Here is a 15155-nt window from a genome sequence, read left to right on the forward strand (position 1 = left end):
AATTGACCTCGGCCCGGCGGGACGCTACGGTGACTTTCTCCGAGGCACCAAACTGACTTGAGGACATACGCGCGCTTGCGGGGACTGAGTATTGGTTGAATGGGGTTACATATCGATGACGGCTCAAATGAGCCTGCTCCTAACATACTGATAAACAAGCCAAAAAACGATTTCAATGCAGAAAAGACCCGCAGATTGTTATGCGAATTAACCAGACACCACACTAGTATCATGCCCGGCGAGACACCCACGCTCCGCACGGTCAGTTCCGCGGAACCGGCTGTGTCAAACCACATGAGGCAACAACGTAACAGAACGTCATTCCCGCGGAAGCGGGAATCCAGGGGCGGTGGAGGGGCATTGCAGCGGCGTTTCCCCGCCTCACCGCCCCTGGATTCCCGCTTCCGATCGGAGTCGAGGGCAAGCTTTCGCGGGAATGACTCTTCGGGGTGGCGCTGCCGGGTCGTGGCCAGGTGCAGTTTCGACACAGCTTGGCAAGCGGGAATCCAGCGGTGGAGCAGGGCAGGATCGTGGAGAAGCCCGTGATTCCCACCAACGTCTCCCTCATGCGCCGCATCCTGGTGGCGTTCATCCGCAACGAGGTGCGCAAGGTCGGCCTCGAACGCGTGGTGGTGGGCCTTTCCGGCGGGGTCGACTCGAGCCTGAGCGCCATGTTGGCGGCGGAAGCGCTGGGCGCGGAGCAGGTGCTGGGCATCATGATGCCGTACCGCGCCTCCAGCGCCGAGAGCCTGGAGCACGCCCGCCTGGTGGTGGAGGCGAGCGGCATCCACGCCGCGACGGTGGAGATCACGCCGCAGATCGACGCCTACTTCGCCGCCTTCCCGGACGCGGACCCCAAGCGCCGGGGCAACAAGATGGCGCGGGAGCGCATGACCATCCTCTACGACCACTCCGCGCGCTGGGATGCGCTGGTGGCGGGCACCAGCAACAAGACCGAACTGCTGCTGGGCTACGGCACCCTGCACGGCGACATGGCGTCGGCGCTGAATCCCCTGGGGGACCTCTACAAGACCCAGGTCTGGGCCCTGAGCGAGGCCGTGGGCGTCCCCGACGTCATCGTCACGAAGCAGCCCTCCGCCGACCTGTGGACCGGGCAGACCGACGAGGCCGAGCTGGGCTTCAGCTACCGCCAGGGGGACGACCTGCTCTACCTCATGGTGGACCAGCGTTACGGCCGCGCGGAGCTCATCGACGCCGGCTTCGCGCCCGAGTTCGTCGACGACATCGCCCGGCGCATCCAGACCTCCCAATTCAAGCGCCGCCTCCCCGTCATCGCCAAGGTCTCCCACCGCACCATCGACCGCGACTTCCGCTACTCCCGCGACTGGGGCAAGTAGCGCCCTCTTGATCACGCACCCCACGATGGAGGGACGGACCTCCGGTCAGGGAGAACCGGTTCCATTGCGACCACGTCTTTCGACTTCGCTGCGCTACGCTCCGGACCAACGGATGAAAGTCCCTAACCGGGTAAGGGCTCCCCACCACCGTTCGTCCTGAGCGTAGCGCAGCGAAGTCGAAGGCCGCCCACTTGAACGACGCCGCAATTCGAAGCGGTAATCGATCAGCGCTTGCTTGGCAGGCCCGGTTCCACGGCCCGCGGACACGTCCGTCCCGCCCCGCAAAGATTGACATCGCGCCCGAAATCTGGAGAAATACCACGACACGAGAAAAGCGGTGTTGGCGGCCACCATGGCGTCGGCTTGGTGGCCTTTTGTCGTTTTAATGCGCGAGCGTGAAGGGAACGCGGAACGCGCCGGAGAGTGTCGATGGCCGTGAGGAGCGAGAAGATCTGGGTGGACGGCGAGATGGTGAACTGGGATGACGCCAGGTTCCACGTCATGAGCCACGCGCTCCATTACGGCACCGCGTACTTCGAGGGGATTCGCTGCTACGCGCTGGACGACGCGCGTTCGGCCGTCTTCCGCTTGGCCGAGCACCTGCGTCGGCTGCGGGATTCCGGTCACATCCTGGGCACGCCGCTGCCCTACGGCATCGACGAGATGACCGAGGCGGTGCTGGAAGTGATCCGGGTGAACCGCTTGAAGGAGTGCTACATCCGGCCGCTGGCTTTCGTGGGCGACGGCGAGATGGGGTTGTACGCGCTCAACAACCCCGTGCGGGTGATCGTGGCGGCGTGGGCCTGGGGCGCCTACCTGGGCGACGAGGGGCTCAAACAGGGTATCCGCGCCAAGGTCTCTTCCTACACGCGCCACCACGTCAACGTGATGATGACCAACAGCAAGGTTTCGGGCAACTACGTCAACTCCGTGCTGGCCAAGCACGAGGTCAAGCTCGCGGGCTACGACGAAGCCATCATGCTCGACCCCGAGGGGTGCGTCTCCGAGGCCAGCGGCGAGAATCTGTTCATCGTGAAGGACGGGCAGCTCAGGACCGCGCCCGTGACCTCCATCCTTCCGGGCATCAACCGGGCCAGCGTCATCGAGTTGGCGCGCGCCAAGGGGTACCAGGTGATCGAGGAACGTTTCGCCCGCGATGCCCTCTACATCGCCGACGAGGCGTTCCTCACGGGCACGGCCGCGGAGGTGACGCCGATCCGGGAGGTGGACGACCGCACCATCGGCGAGGGCAAGCCGGGACCCGTGACCCTGGACCTGCAGCAGGCCTTCTTCGACGTCATCCGCGGCCGCACCGAAGGCTACCATCACTGGCTGACGTTCGTGTGACCGGGGTCCTTGAGAGTTCGCGTCCTTCGACTTCGCTCCGCGTAGCCCGTCCTGGGCTTGTCGAAGGACTCGGGACGCACGGCGAGTGGGAATGGTTCGGCCACTCGTGACCGTTCGTCGGGAACCCCTGAGAGGCTCCTGTATCAACAGCGCTCGTTCCAGCTTCGATCGGAATACCGGCGCGCCACCAGCGAGGCGATGGCCTCGCCCGGGACGTCGCCGCCTTGCGTGGCGTTCCAGGCGCGCCGCAGCAGGTCCTTCATGCGCGATGCCGGAACGCCCAGGTTGGCGAGGAAGGCGCGGTGGGAACGGCGTCCGCGGTAGTCGGGCGCCCTGGGCGGATACGGCAGCAGCTCTTCCACCAACGGGATCGGGAAATCCAGCAGGAAGGTGCCGTGGAACAACAGGCAGCGGCGCCGGCGCCGTTGCGCGTTGCCGGAAAACTTCCGCTGCCCCACCGCCAGGTCGGTGGCGCCTTGCCGCAGGATCGGCAGGCCGGTGGCTTCGGCCAGCGCGCGCCGGTGCCGTTCCATGACGAACGCATTGGTGGAATCGATGTGTTCCAGCAGGCCGTTGCCGGCGATCCGCAGCACCAGGGTGTAGCTCAGGCAGCCCGGCCCCTGGACCACGGTGCCGCCGCCGCTGCAACGCCGCAGGACCGGGATGCCGCGGGCCGCGCACGCGGCCAGGCGGACTTCCCGCTCGCGCCGGCTGGCCATGCCCAGGACCACGAAGGGCCGGGGGGACTCCCAGAACCGGAGCACCTCCCGATCCGCACCGGCCTCGCATTCGTCGAGCAACGCCTCGTCGCACGCCAGGTTTTCTTCGGGGGTGGGGAGCGTCAGATCGAGACATTGCATGACGAGTCTTCGGTTCGGGCGGCGCGCCGCCGGGAGCCGGTATTCGGACGCTCGGACGCTCGGTTCAAAAGAACCCGAGACAGGACTTGACACACGTGGGCGGCGCTGAATATGTTGCCTCCCTCACGTGTTGCATCCGCGGTCGTGTCCTATAATATCGCTGAAGATCATGAACGCCAAAGACATCAGGACTGCCCCCCACGCCGCCACGACGGAGGAGACGGGCGCCGTGTCCGAACCCGGAGCGGGAGCCGTCGGCGCGCGCTCCAACGACCGGCTGCTGGATTCCCTCGAATCCTTGCTCGGGGAGGTCGTGCGCGAAGGGCCCAAGCAGGTCGACGCCATGATGGCGCAACTGTTGACGCGCATCCGCGAGCGCCAGCAGGTCCCCGTGGCGAGCCTCAACACGCCGTATCTCAACACTATCCCGAGGGAACAGGAACCGCCGTATCCCGGCGACCGCCGCATCGAGCGTCAGGTGAAGAGCTACGTGCGCTGGAACGCCATGGCCATGGTGGTCAAGGCCAACCGCTTCCAGCCGGGCATCGGTGGGCACATCTCCACCTATGCCTCCGCGGCCAACCTCTACGAGGTCGCCCTGAACCACTTCCTGCGCGGCGGTGACGACGGCGCTCCCGGCGACCTGGTCTATTTCCAGGGCCACGCGTCACCGGGCAACTATGCGCGCGCCTACGTGGAACACCGCATGAGCGCGCGCAAGCTCCACCTCTTCCGGCAGGAATTGGCCAAGGGAGGCGGACTGCCGTCCTACCCGCACCCGCATCTCATGCCCGACTTCTGGCAGTTTCCGTCGGTGTCCATGGGGCTGGCGCCCATCATGTCCATCTACCAGGCGCGCTTCGCCCGCTACCTGAGCACCCGAGGAATGCTGGCGCGGGAGCCGCGGGTGTGGTGTTTCGTGGGCGACGGCGAGTCCGACGAGCCCGAGGCCACCGGTGCCCTCTCGCTGGCGTCGCGCGAGAACCTGGACAACCTCGTCTGGGTCGTCAACTGCAATCTGCAGCGGCTGGACGGCCCCGTGCGCGGCAACGGCAAGATCATCCAGGAGCTGGAGGCCGTGTTCCGCGGCGCCGGCTGGAACGTGATCAAGGTGATCTGGGGCTCGGACTGGGACCCGCTGCTCGCCGCCGACACCAAGGGGCTCTTGGCGGAACGGATGGAGCAGGCGGTGGACGGCGACTACCAGAAGTACGTGGTGGCGCCCGGCAGCTACACGCGGAAGCACTTCTTCGGCACCCATCCCGAGCTGCTCGAGATGGTCAACCATCTCAGCGACGACGACATCCGCCGTCTGGCCCGGGGCGGGCACGATCCGCAGAAGGTGTACGCGGCGTACGCCGCCGCCCTGCGCCACGAAGGCGGGCCCACGGTGATCCTGGCGAAGACGGTGAAGGGCTACGGCCTCGGCGAGGCGGGCGAGGGGCGCAACATCACCCACCAGCAGAAGGCGCTCAACGAGAAGGAGCTGCGCGACTTCCGCACGCGCTTCGGCGTGCCGCTGCCGGACGAGGACGTGGTGGAGACGCCGTTCTATCGTCCGCCCCTCGACAGCGAAGAGACCCGCTATCTGCTGGAGCGGCGCAAGAGCCTGGGAGGGTTCCTGCCCGCGCGCGCGGCCAAGACGGAGGCGTTGGCGGTACCGGGGGCGGCGACCTACGAGGAGTTCCACAAGGGTTCCGCCGAGACCCGCGTTTCCACCACCATGGCCCTCGCGCGGCTCCTGAGCAAGCTCCTGCGCGATCCCGGCATCGGCAAGAACGTCGTGCCCATCATCCCGGACGAGGCGCGCACCTTCGGTATGGACGCGCTCTTCCGCCAGGTGGGCATCTATTCGCCCAAGGGCCAGCTCTACGAGCCCGTGGACCGCGAGACGCTGCTGTTCTACCAGGAGGCGAAGGACGGGCAGCTTCTCGAGGAGGGGATCAGCGAGGCCGGGGCCATGTCCTCCTTCATCGCCGCGGGGACGGCCCACGCCAATTACGGCGCGCCCATGATCCCGTTCTACACGTTCTATTCGATGTTCGGCTTCCAGCGCATCGGCGACCTCATGTGGGCCGCGGCGGACAGCCGCGCCAGGGGATTCCTGCTCGGCGCCACCGCCGGGCGCACGACGCTCAACGGGGAGGGCCTGCAGCACGCGGACGGTCACAGCCACGTGCTGGCCAGCACCGTTCCCGCGTTGCTCACGTACGATCCGGCCTTCGCCTACGAGGTGGCGGTCATCGTCCAGGACGGCCTCCGGCGTATGTACCAGCGGCGCGAGGACGTCTTTTACTACCTCACGCTGTACAACGAGAACCTCGAGATGCCGGCCATGCCCGCGGGGGTGGAGGAAGGCATCGTCAAGGGGCTCTACAAGTTCAGGCGCTCCGAGTCCGGCCACAAGCAGCGCGCGCACCTGCTGGGCAGCGGTCCGCTGCTGTTCGAGGCGTTGCGCGCCCAGCAGATCCTCGAAGAACGCTACGGCGTCGCCGCGGACGTGTGGAGCGCCACGAGCTACAACCTGCTGCGCCGGGACGCCCACGCGGTCCAGCGCTGGAACCTCCTCCACCCTGCGGAGGAGCCGCGCAAGTCCTACGTGGAATCGCTGCTGGAGCCCGAGACCGGGGTCTTCGTGGCGGTCTCGGACTACATGAAGATCGTGCCCGACCAGATCGCGCCGTGGGTGCCCGGCGGACTGGTCACCCTGGGGACGGACGGCTTCGGGCGGAGTGACACGCGCGCGCGGTTGCGCCGCTACTTCGAGGTGGACGCCGAGTCGGTGGTCATCGCCACGCTGCACGCCCTGGCCCGCAAGGGCAAGATCGACAAGACGGTGGTGGAAAGGGCCTTGCGCGAGCTGCGCTACAATCCGTCCAAGCCGCATCCCGGAATGGCAATCTAGTGTGCTGCATCACAAACAGCTCGATGAATCCGCGAGGGTTTTCTTGTCGTCGGCAAGGCTCGATGACTTGTAGGGGCGACCTGCGGTCGCCCCCGGCGGCGGGCACCACGCGAGGAAGACCCCGGGTCACACGACACTGAATCCCATGGACGTAACGCTTCCCAAACTGGCCGAAGGGGCGGACTCCGGCACCGTGGTCAACGTCCTGGTCGCCGAAGGCGAGCAGGTTCAACTGGACCAGACCCTGCTGGAACTCGAGAACGAAAAGGCGGTGGCCCCCATCCCGTCCCCAGGCGCGGGCACGGTGGCGCGGGTCCACGTCCTGGTGGGCCAGGTCGTTTCGGTGGGTCAGGTGCTGGTGACCATCGACGACGGAGCGGCGGCCACGCCGCGGCCGCCGCGAGTGGTGCCGGCGGCGGAAGTGCCCGCCTCCGCGGCAGCGCCGGCCCCGGCACCCGCCGCCGAGACGGACGCTCCGGCCGCGGCCGCACCGGATGCGCAACTCCATGCTTCCAGCAGCGGCGCGCCGCCGCCGACCGCGCCCGCGATCCGCAAGATCGCGCGCGAGCTGGGCATCGATCTCGCGCGGGTGCGGGGCAGCCAGCGCGGCGGGCGCATCGTCATGGCGGATGTCCGCGCCTACATCCAGGGGCTTCAGGAAATGGCGCTCAAGCCCCCGGCGCCGGCCGGTGCGCCCCGGGGCGACGCTTTGCAGACCCTGGACCTCGCCAAGTGGGGGCCGAGCAGGCGCGAACGCATGTCGCCGCTGCGGCGCACCATCGCGCAACGCATGACCGAGTCCTGGACCACGGTGCCGCACGTCACCCAGTTCGACGACGCCGACATCACCGACCTCATGGCTCTTCGGAAGCAGCACGCGCGCGCCTACGAGAAGGCGGGCGCCCGGCTGACGCTGACTTCTTTCGCCATCAAGGCGTCGGTGTCCGCGCTGGAGAAGTATCCCGCCTTCAAGACCAGCATCGACTACCAGGCGCTGGAGATCGTCGCCCGCGACTACGTCCACATCGGCGTGGCGGTGGATACCGAGGCGGGGCTCTTCGCCCCGGTAATCCGCGACGTGGACAAGAAGAACCTGCTGGAGTTGTCCAGGGAGCTTGACGAGTTGGCCGAGAGGACCCGGCAGCGCAAGCTGTCGGCGGACGAGATGCAGGGGGCGACCTTCACCATCTCGAATCTCGGAAGCATCGGGGGAGCCCACTTTACGCCCATCGTCAACAGCCCGCAGGTGGCGGTGCTGGGAATGGGACGGGGAGTGCTCCGTCCGGTGGTGCGGGAGAAGAAGGTGACGCCGCGGCTGGTGCTGCCGCTGGCGCTCTCCTACGACCACCGGGTCATCGACGGCGCCGACGGCGCGCGCTTCCTGCGCGAGATCGTGCGCTTCCTGGAAGAATACACCGAACAAGACATCGACTAGGAGACCCGTGGAAACCATCCAAACGGAAATCGTCGTCGTGGGCGCCGGCCCGGGAGGCTATGCCGCGGCGTTCTATGCGGCGGACCTGGGCAAGAAGGTGCTTCTGGTGGAGCGGGACGAGCGCCTGGGCGGCGTGTGCCTCAATCGCGGCTGCATCCCCTCCAAGGCGTTGCTGCACGCCACGCACGTCATCGACGAGGCGGAGCTGTCGGCGGAACGCGGCGTGACTTTCGGCAAGCCCAAGGTCAAGCTCGACAAGCTGCGGGAGTGGAAAGAGTCCATCATCGACAAGCTGGCCCAGGGACTGGAAGGCCTGTGCGCCCGCCGCGGGGTCAAGCGCCTTCACGGCCGCGGCCACTTCGAGGACTCCCGCACCCTGCGGGTGGAGACCGCCGAAGGACAGCAGTTCATCAACTACGACAAGGCCATCATCGCGGTGGGCTCCAAGCCGGCCATGCCGGCCGCCTTCGATCTCGGAAACCGCCGGATCATGACCTCCACCGAGGCGCTGGAGCTGGAGGACGTGCCCGGCCGCTTGCTGGTGGTGGGCGGCGGCTACATCGGCATGGAGCTGGGCATGGTGTATGCCCGGCTGGGCAGCGAGATCGTCATGGTGGAGGCGCTGGACCACCTGCTGTCCGGCGTGGACCCGGACCTCGTGCGGCCAGTGGCCAAGGTGGCCGCGTCGGTGTTCAAGGAGGTCCGTCTCAAGACCAAGGTGCTGCGCATGGCCACCAGCGGCAGGAAGATCAAGGTGGCCATGGAGGTCAACGGCAACACCCGCGAGGAGACCTACGACCGGGTGCTCGTCAGCGTCGGGCGCACGCCGAGCTACGAGGACCTGGGCCTTGAAAACACCGCGGTGAGGATCGGGGCCAACGGTTTCATCGATTGCAACGACGAGCAGCAGACCGGGGACCCGGCCATCTACGCCATCGGCGACGCCAACGGCGGCGCGTTGCTGGCGCACCGCGCCACCAAGGAGGCGCGGGTGGCGGTGGAGGTCATCACCGGCGAATCGAGCACCATCGCGGACGTGGTCATCCCGGCGGTTGTCTTTACCGACCCGGAGGTGGCGTGGTGCGGCCTGACGGAACAGGAAGCCAAGGCCGGGGACGTACCCGTGGAGATCGTGAAGTTTCCCTGGGGCGCTTCCGGGCGGGCGCTCACCCTGAACCGTCCCGAGGGCCTCACCAAGCTGGTGCTCGAACCCGAGACGGAGCGCATCCTCGGCGTGGGCATCTCCGGCGCCAGCGCCGGTGAGCTGATCGGCGAAGGCGTGCTCGCCGTCGAGATGGGGGCCACCGCCAAGGACCTGGCGGAGTCCGTGCATCCCCATCCGACGCTGTCCGAGACCCTGATGGAATGCGCCGAAGCGTTCTACGGCACCGCCACCCACACGGTGCCGCGCAAGCGCCCCCGAACCGCCAGGACGGCCGCCCGACAGGCCTCCTAGCCGCCTCGCGCTTGACTTGAAAAAGGCGATTTGTTACCGACAAAATCAGAGCGCGGCCGTCGCAAGGAGCCGGAAGACCGTCGCGGAATATCATTGCTCGCGACTACCGGGTCCTCGGGGTTGGATGAGGCCGGGGCCAGCATTCCCAGGAGGAAGTGAATGACTTACGTGATTGCAGAGCCTTGTGTCGACGTCAAGGACACCGCTTGTGTCGATGTCTGCCCTGTCGATTGCATCCACCCGACCAAGAATAACCCCGAGGTGTTCGAGAAGGAGAACATGCTCTACATCGATCCCGAGGAATGCATCGACTGCGGCGCCTGTGAGCCGGTTTGCCCGGTGGAAGCCATCTTCGAGGAGGCGGCGCTGCCCGAGAAGTGGGCGGAGTACACCCAGCTCAACGCCGATTGGTTCCAGAAATAGCCGCGGCGTCCGTACCGCGTTCCCTCTCCGGGCCGGCGTCCCCGGCCGGCCCCGCACCACCCTCGTCCCGAACCACCTCGTCGTACCCGAAGTTGCGGCAGAAGCTCCGCACCACCAGGGCCTTGACTTCATCCATGGCAACGGGCCGGTGCGCCTCCCGCTCGATGGAGGTCACCTCGGCCCAGTCCAGCCCGCAAGGGACGATCCTGCGGAAGTAGTCCAGGTCGGGCGCCACGTTGAGGGCGGCGCCGTGATACGTGACGCCCCGCTTGACGGCGATGCCGATGGCGCAGATCTTGCGCGTGTCGATCCATACACCGGTCCACGGCGGACGGGGACCAGCGTCCAGGCCGAAGGACGCCAGGACGTCGATGATCGCCTGTTCGAGTCCGGCCAGGTAACGGTGGACGGCGCGGCGCTGCTTCGACTCGAGATCGATAATGGGATAGACGACGAGCTGCCCCGGCCCGTGGTAGGTGACGTCGCCGCCGCGGCTCGTGGCGAGCACGGGAACCGCGCCGGCGTCTAGGACATGCGCCCGCGCGTCGCGCCGGCCGGTGGTGAAGACATGCGGATGCTCGACCAGGATCAGGCAGTCGTCCCCGGCCGCGCGGGTCTTGCGTTCGAGAATCCGGTGTTGCACCGCCAGCGCCGCCTCGTATTCGAGGCGCCGCAGGTCGACGACATGGAGCGATTTGGACATCTTGCGAGGCCGGCCGACTTGCGCAGCCACCTCACCCATAGCACATTGTCCCGGGAAACAAACCTGCGCCGCGGCAGCGTTTGCGCTCCGCCCTGGCGCGGCGCGTTGTTGACTCACGGGCGGCGGCGCATTATGAAACGAGGCTGTGTCGAATCCCATTCGAACAGGAGATGGCACGGCCCTCCCCCCGAAACGTCATTCCCGCGGAAGCGGGAATCCAGGGGTGCGGAGGGGCATGACGGTGCATTTCCAGCCGGAACGGAGCAGACGCAGTGACGGGAACCATCAGGAAGATCCTCAGGGACAAGGGATTCGGCTTCATCGAGCCGGACGACGGCGGCGACGATGTCTTCTTTCATCGCGGCAGCAGCGCTCCGAGGGTCCAGTTCGAGGATTTCAGTGAAGGCGACGGCGTGCAGTTCCAGACCCGGTCAGGCGACAAGGGGCCGGTCGCCTTCGGCATGAAGCTCCGCTGACGCGGCGTTCCCATTTCCCCGACTCCATCATGACGCGCGATGACCGGCAGGCGGACACGGCGAACCCCGGTCGGGTGGCGGCGACGCGGACGTTCGCGGAACAGTTCGAGCGTTTGCGCGGGCGCTATCTCCCGGAGGTCCTCGCGCTTCTGGAGGACGTCGTTGGCGAGGCCGGCCTGACGGCTTCGGGGCTGGCGGAGATGTGCCGCTACCAGTTCGACACGGGCGGCAAGCGGCTGCGCGCGTTGCTGCCGCTGCTGGTGGCGGATTGCCTGGAAGAGGATCCCGCCAAGGCGCTGGCCATGGGCGCCGCGTGCGAGATGGTGCACAACGCCACCCTGGTGCACGACGACGTGCAGGACGGCGACGAGACGCGCAGGGGCCGGGAGACGGTGTGGCGGCGCTTCGGCGTGCCCCGCGCCATCGACCTCGGCGACGCGATGTTCTATCTGGCGGTGTTGCTGGCTCAGCGCGCGCCGGTGAGCGGCGAGGCGAGGGAGGCGTTGGCGCGGAGTCTGCTGCTCGAGACCCTGAAGGTCATCGACGGGCAGGAGCAGGAATTCGCGTTGCGCTCCGATCCGCGCCCGACCATGGATCGGTACTTCGCCATGGTCGAAGCGAAGACCGCGCGCCTGTTCGTTCTGGCCATGGCCGGCGCCGCCGAGTTGCTCGGCCAGGGAGGCCGCGTCATCGAGGGGCTGACGGAGGCGGGGCGCCAGCTCGGCATCCTGTTCCAGGTGCAGGACGACGTGCTCGACCTCTACGGAGACAAGGGCCGGAGCGAGCGCGGCGGCGACATCGCCGAGGGCAAGCGCAGCGTCCTGGCGGTCCATGCCCTGGAGAACGCGACACAGGACGACGCCCGATGGCTGCGCGAGGTGCTCGACAAGGACCGGGAGGCGACGTCCGCCGCGGACGTGGACCGGGCCGCCGAGTTGTTCGACCGCCTGGGGTCGCTGGCCTTCGCCGTTCACGAAATGCGCGCGCGCCAGCATGCGGCGGTGGACGCGGTGGCGGCGCTGGGGCGGCCGCGGCTGTCGGCCATGGTGGAGGGAATGTCCGCAACAGTGCTGGAGCCCATCCGCGGTCTCGTCTGACGCGGGTCGGAGGAATTGAAGGAGTCACGCTCATGAAGATGTTTCTTGCCGGAGAGTGGGTTGATCGCCCGAGGATGCAGGAGGTCGGCAACCCGTATGATGATTCCGTCATCGACAGCGTGCCCAAGGCCGGACGCGACGACGTGGACCGCGCCCTGGCCTTCGCCGAGCGCGGCGCCGCGGTCATGGCGCGCATGACCGCCTACGAGCGCTGGCAGGTGCTCACCCGGGCGGCGGCGCTGATGGCGGAGCGGGTGGACGAGCTGGGCACGCTCATTTCCGCGGAGGAAGGCAAGGTCCTGGCGGAAGGCAAGGGCGAGGTGCGCCGGGCGGTGGAGACCCTGACCGCGTCGGCCGAGGAGGCCAAGCGGATTCACGGCGAGACCGTGCCGCTGGACGCGGACCCCTCGGGTGCGGGAAAGCTGGCGTTCACGCTGCGTGTCCCCTGCGGCGTGGTGGTGGCCATCGGTCCCTTCAACTTCCCGCTCAACCTCCTGTGCCACAAGGTTGGTCCGGCCATCGCCGCGGGCAACGCGGTGGTCATCAAGCCCGCCTCGGATACGCCGTTGTCCGGGCTCAAGCTGACCGAGATCCTGCTCGAGGCGGGACTGCCGCCCGAGGGCGTCCAGTGCCTTACCGGCTCCGGCGGGGAGATCGGCGATCCGCTGGTGGCGGACCCGCGCGTGCGCAAGATCACGTTCACCGGTAGCCGCGAGGTCGGCGAGAACATCTGCCGCGTCGCCGGCATCAAGAAAGTCACCATGGAGCTGGGCTCCAACTGCCCGCTCATCGTGATGCCGGATGCGGACCTGGACAAGGTGGCCGCGGCCGTGGCCGCGACGGGCTACGCCAATGCCGGCCAGGTGTGCATCTCCACCCAGCGCGTGCTCACCGACCGGCGCGTCTACGCGGACTTCCTCGGCGTGCTGGCGCCCAAGGTCGAGGCGCTGGCCGTCGGCAGCCAACTCGACACGGCCACGCAGGTGGGTCCCATGATCAAGGAAGCCGAAGCGGTGAGGGTGGAGGAATGGGTCAACGAGGCCGTGGGCGAGGGCGCCCGCGTGCTGGCGGGGGGCTCGCGCAACGGCTCGGTATACGCGCCCACCGTGGTCGCCGACGTTTCCCGCGACATGCGGCTGTCGCGTGACGAGCTCTTCGGGCCGGCCGTGGCGGTGACGCCTTTCGCGTCCATCGACGAAGCCATCGAGTTGGCCAACGATACGGTCTTCGGGCTTTCGGCCGGTATCTTTACGCAGAACGTCGACTGGGCCATGCGCTTCGCCCGCGAGGTGGAGTCCGGCAACCTGCACATCAACTGGGGGCCGCAGTGGCGCGCCGACGTGATGCCCTACGGCGGGCTCAAGGAGTCGGGGTTCGGCAAGGAAGGGCCGCGCTACGCCGTCGAGGAGATGACCGAGCTCAAGACCGTGGTCTTCCACCTGTAGGGACGGACATCGGCCGGGCCGAGGGGAGGTTGCCGTAGACATGCGAACGGACGGACGTGGACAGGAGGAACTCCGCGCGATCCACATCACGCCGGGCTTCATCAAGCGCGCCGACGGCTCGGCGTTGATCGAGATGGGCGATACGCGGGTCATCTGCACCGCCGCGCTGGAGGACCGCGTGCCGCCCTTCCTGCGCAGGACCGGCAAGGGCTGGATCACCGCCGAGTACGGCATGTTGCCGTCGTCGTCGCCCGTGCGCATTCCGCGGGAGACTTCGCGCGTGGGCGGCCGCACCCACGAGATCCAGCGGCTGATCGGCCGCAGCCTGCGGTCCGTGGCGGACCTGGGCTGCCTGGGCGAGCGCACGGTGTGGCTCGACTGCGACGTCATCCAGGCCGACGGCGGCACCCGCACCGCCTCCATCACCGGCGCCTACGTGGCCCTGGCCTGCGCCCTCGCGGGTTGGACGGCCCGCAAGACCGTTCCCGAGCGCCTGCTCAAGGACAGCGTGGCCGCGGTCAGCGTCGGCGTGGTCGACGGAGAGGCGGCGCTGGATCTCAACGCGGCGGAAGACAACGGCGCCGAGGTGGACATGAACTTCGTGATGACCGGCTCGGGGAGGTTCGTGGAAGTGCAGGGGACGGCCGAGAAGCAGCCCTTCAGCGCGGAGCAGCTCAGCCGCTTGATCGGCTTGGCGCAGACCGGGATCGAACGCATTCTCGAAATGCAGCAAGAGGTGCTCCGGGAGTGGCGCGTGCCGTCCTAGGGGCCCGGCCGGCCGTTCGCCCGTGCCGCGGACCCCTCGATTTCCGGCGCCGCGGGGCTTCGGGCTTGATATCGCCGCCCCATGAGGTAGAATCAAGGATTCGTGACGGGGCGTGGCGCAGCCAGGTAGCGCACCTGCCTTGGGAGCAGGGGGTCGGCCGTTCAAATCGGCTCGCCCCGACCATGCGGACAAGGTCGAGACCGTTCACGGAGGGCGGGCTGTCCGAACCGAAACACGGCGCCTGCCCGGAGAGGGTCTCGCGGACACGGTTCGACGCGCCAGTAGCTCAGGTGGATAGAGCAACGGCCTTCTAAGCCGTGGGTCAGGGGTTCGAGTCCCTTCTGGCGCGCCAGAGTTTCGAGAGCAGAGGTGTTCTGGTGAGTGTAGCTCAATTGGTTAGAGCACTGGACTGTGGCTCCAGGGGTTGAGGGTTCAAGTCCCTTCACTCACCCCAAAACGCGTGTGGGCCGCTAGCTCAGTTGGTAGAGCAGCTGACTCTTAATCAGCGGGTCCGGAGTTCGAGTCTCCGGCGGCCCACTCTTCCCTCCACACGAGGCCTCCGGGCCTGCCGATCTCTTCGCGTGCCTCCGCCGGCGCTGGTGCGAGCGATCCGATCTTGACTTGCGGATTGCGGGATTGTTACACAGGAAACCGGCTTCCGGGGGTTCCTCCGCGGGCTTCGTGAGACGGGTGGTGGACGCACCACGCCGGACACACGGTCCCAGGGAATGCGCTGTGCGAGAGTGGCGGAACTGGTAGACGCACTAGACTTAGGATCTAGCGGGCAACCGTGGGGGTTCGAGTCCCCCCTCTCGCACCAGGGTGGGAACGGCCCGCGCTCTCGACGTGAAGCGCGGGCGCCGCGGGGAAACCGTCAGGGACAT

At 67.5% G+C, this 15155-nt stretch carries 11 protein-coding genes, 5 tRNA genes and 1 pseudogene; 15 read left to right on the forward strand and 2 right to left on the reverse strand.

What is annotated here, in order from left to right; genetic code table 11:
• Positions 1-542 precede the first annotated feature (542 nt).
• Together OXF11_20175 and OXF11_20180 are read left to right on the forward strand one after the other, a co-directional pair.
• Positions 543-1358 (forward strand): NAD+ synthase, encoded by an 816-nt coding sequence (locus tag OXF11_20175; GenBank protein MCY4489418.1) that lies wholly within the window; start codon positions 543-545, stop codon positions 1356-1358.
• Positions 1359-1787: 429 nt separating this feature from the next.
• Positions 1788-2705, forward strand: coding sequence for a branched-chain amino acid transaminase (locus OXF11_20180; GenBank protein MCY4489419.1), 918 nt, complete (start codon positions 1788-1790; stop codon positions 2703-2705).
• 143 nt (positions 2706-2848) lie between these two features.
• Here OXF11_20180 and OXF11_20185 read toward each other — a convergent pair whose 3' ends face one another.
• Positions 2849-3565 (reverse strand): lipoate--protein ligase family protein, encoded by a 717-nt coding sequence (locus OXF11_20185; GenBank protein ID MCY4489420.1) that lies wholly within the window; start codon positions 3563-3565, stop codon positions 2849-2851.
• A gap of 277 nt (positions 3566-3842) precedes the next feature.
• Between OXF11_20185 and aceE the strand changes: the two genes are divergently transcribed.
• The 4 genes and pseudogenes from aceE to OXF11_20205 all read left to right on the forward strand — a co-directional run bounded on the left by aceE (position 3843) and on the right by OXF11_20205 (position 9781).
• Positions 3843-6470 carry a pyruvate dehydrogenase (acetyl-transferring), homodimeric type gene (gene aceE, locus OXF11_20190; protein MCY4489421.1) on the forward strand — a complete coding sequence of 876 codons (2628 nt, stop codon included), beginning with the start codon at positions 3843-3845 and terminating at the stop codon, positions 6468-6470.
• A gap of 145 nt (positions 6471-6615) precedes the next feature.
• On the forward strand, positions 6616-7905 hold the full coding sequence (locus OXF11_20195) for a 2-oxo acid dehydrogenase subunit E2 (protein MCY4489422.1): 1290 nt from the start codon (positions 6616-6618) through the stop codon (positions 7903-7905).
• Positions 7906-7912: 7 nt separating this feature from the next.
• Entirely contained in the window at positions 7913-9361 is a 1449-nt protein-coding gene (lpdA, locus tag OXF11_20200; protein ID MCY4489423.1) for a dihydrolipoyl dehydrogenase, read from the forward strand.
• A 159-nt stretch (positions 9362-9520) separates the two neighbouring features.
• A pseudogene (locus OXF11_20205) lies at positions 9521-9781 on the forward strand (ferredoxin family protein).
• On the opposite strand, the gene lipB reads toward OXF11_20205, so the two are convergent.
• The gene (gene lipB, locus OXF11_20210) at positions 9759-10487 is read right to left on the reverse strand and encodes a lipoyl(octanoyl) transferase LipB (protein MCY4489424.1); all 729 of its coding nucleotides are present in this window, start codon (positions 10485-10487) and stop codon (positions 9759-9761) included. The pseudogene OXF11_20205 and the gene lipB overlap by 23 nt on opposite strands.
• Before the next feature lie 272 nt (positions 10488-10759).
• On the opposite strand from lipB, the gene OXF11_20215 reads away from it, so the two are divergent.
• From OXF11_20215 to OXF11_20255, 9 genes are all read left to right on the forward strand, one after another.
• Positions 10760-10963 carry a cold shock domain-containing protein gene (locus OXF11_20215; GenBank protein MCY4489425.1) on the forward strand — a complete coding sequence of 68 codons (204 nt, stop codon included), beginning with the start codon at positions 10760-10762 and terminating at the stop codon, positions 10961-10963.
• 29 nt (positions 10964-10992) lie between these two features.
• Positions 10993-12060: a polyprenyl synthetase family protein gene (locus OXF11_20220; GenBank protein MCY4489426.1), complete on the forward strand. Its 1068-nt coding sequence runs from the start codon at positions 10993-10995 to the stop codon at positions 12058-12060.
• Positions 12061-12092: 32 nt separating this feature from the next.
• Complete coding sequence (locus OXF11_20225) at positions 12093-13505, forward strand: aldehyde dehydrogenase family protein (GenBank protein ID MCY4489427.1); 1413 nt, start codon at positions 12093-12095, stop codon at positions 13503-13505.
• A 40-nt stretch (positions 13506-13545) separates the two neighbouring features.
• Entirely contained in the window at positions 13546-14271 is a 726-nt protein-coding gene (gene rph / locus OXF11_20230; GenBank protein MCY4489428.1) for a ribonuclease PH, read from the forward strand.
• 106 nt (positions 14272-14377) lie between these two features.
• Positions 14378-14454: transfer RNA gene (locus tag OXF11_20235), tRNA-Pro, on the forward strand.
• A gap of 92 nt (positions 14455-14546) precedes the next feature.
• Positions 14547-14623 (forward strand) — tRNA-Arg (locus OXF11_20240).
• Positions 14624-14648: 25 nt separating this feature from the next.
• Positions 14649-14725: transfer RNA gene (locus OXF11_20245), tRNA-His, on the forward strand.
• Positions 14726-14735: 10 nt separating this feature from the next.
• Positions 14736-14808: transfer RNA gene (locus OXF11_20250), tRNA-Lys, on the forward strand.
• Between the two features lie 200 nt (positions 14809-15008).
• Positions 15009-15091, forward strand: a tRNA-Leu gene (locus OXF11_20255).
• Positions 15092-15155: the final 64 nt, after the last annotated feature.

The organism is Deltaproteobacteria bacterium (assembly GCA_026712905.1).
In the GTDB taxonomy this organism is placed as follows: Bacteria; Desulfobacterota; Binatia; order UBA9968; family JAJDTQ01; genus JAJDTQ01.

Excerpts from the sequence above, each read along its gene's own strand:
- OXF11_20185 (MCY4489420.1), bottom strand. The coding sequence starts at position 3,565 with ATGCAATGTCTCGATCTGACGCTCCCCACCCCCGAAGAAAACCTGGCG.
- OXF11_20220 (MCY4489426.1), top strand. The coding sequence starts at position 10,993 with ATGACGCGCGATGACCGGCAGGCGGACACGGCGAACCCCGGTCGGGTG.
- rph (MCY4489428.1), top strand. The coding sequence starts at position 13,546 with ATGCGAACGGACGGACGTGGACAGGAGGAACTCCGCGCGATCCACATC.
- OXF11_20180 (MCY4489419.1), top strand. The coding sequence starts at position 1,788 with ATGGCCGTGAGGAGCGAGAAGATCTGGGTGGACGGCGAGATGGTGAAC.
- OXF11_20225 (MCY4489427.1), top strand. The coding sequence starts at position 12,093 with ATGAAGATGTTTCTTGCCGGAGAGTGGGTTGATCGCCCGAGGATGCAG.
- lipB (MCY4489424.1), bottom strand. The coding sequence starts at position 10,487 with ATGTCCAAATCGCTCCATGTCGTCGACCTGCGGCGCCTCGAATACGAG.
- OXF11_20195 (MCY4489422.1), top strand. The coding sequence starts at position 6,616 with ATGGACGTAACGCTTCCCAAACTGGCCGAAGGGGCGGACTCCGGCACC.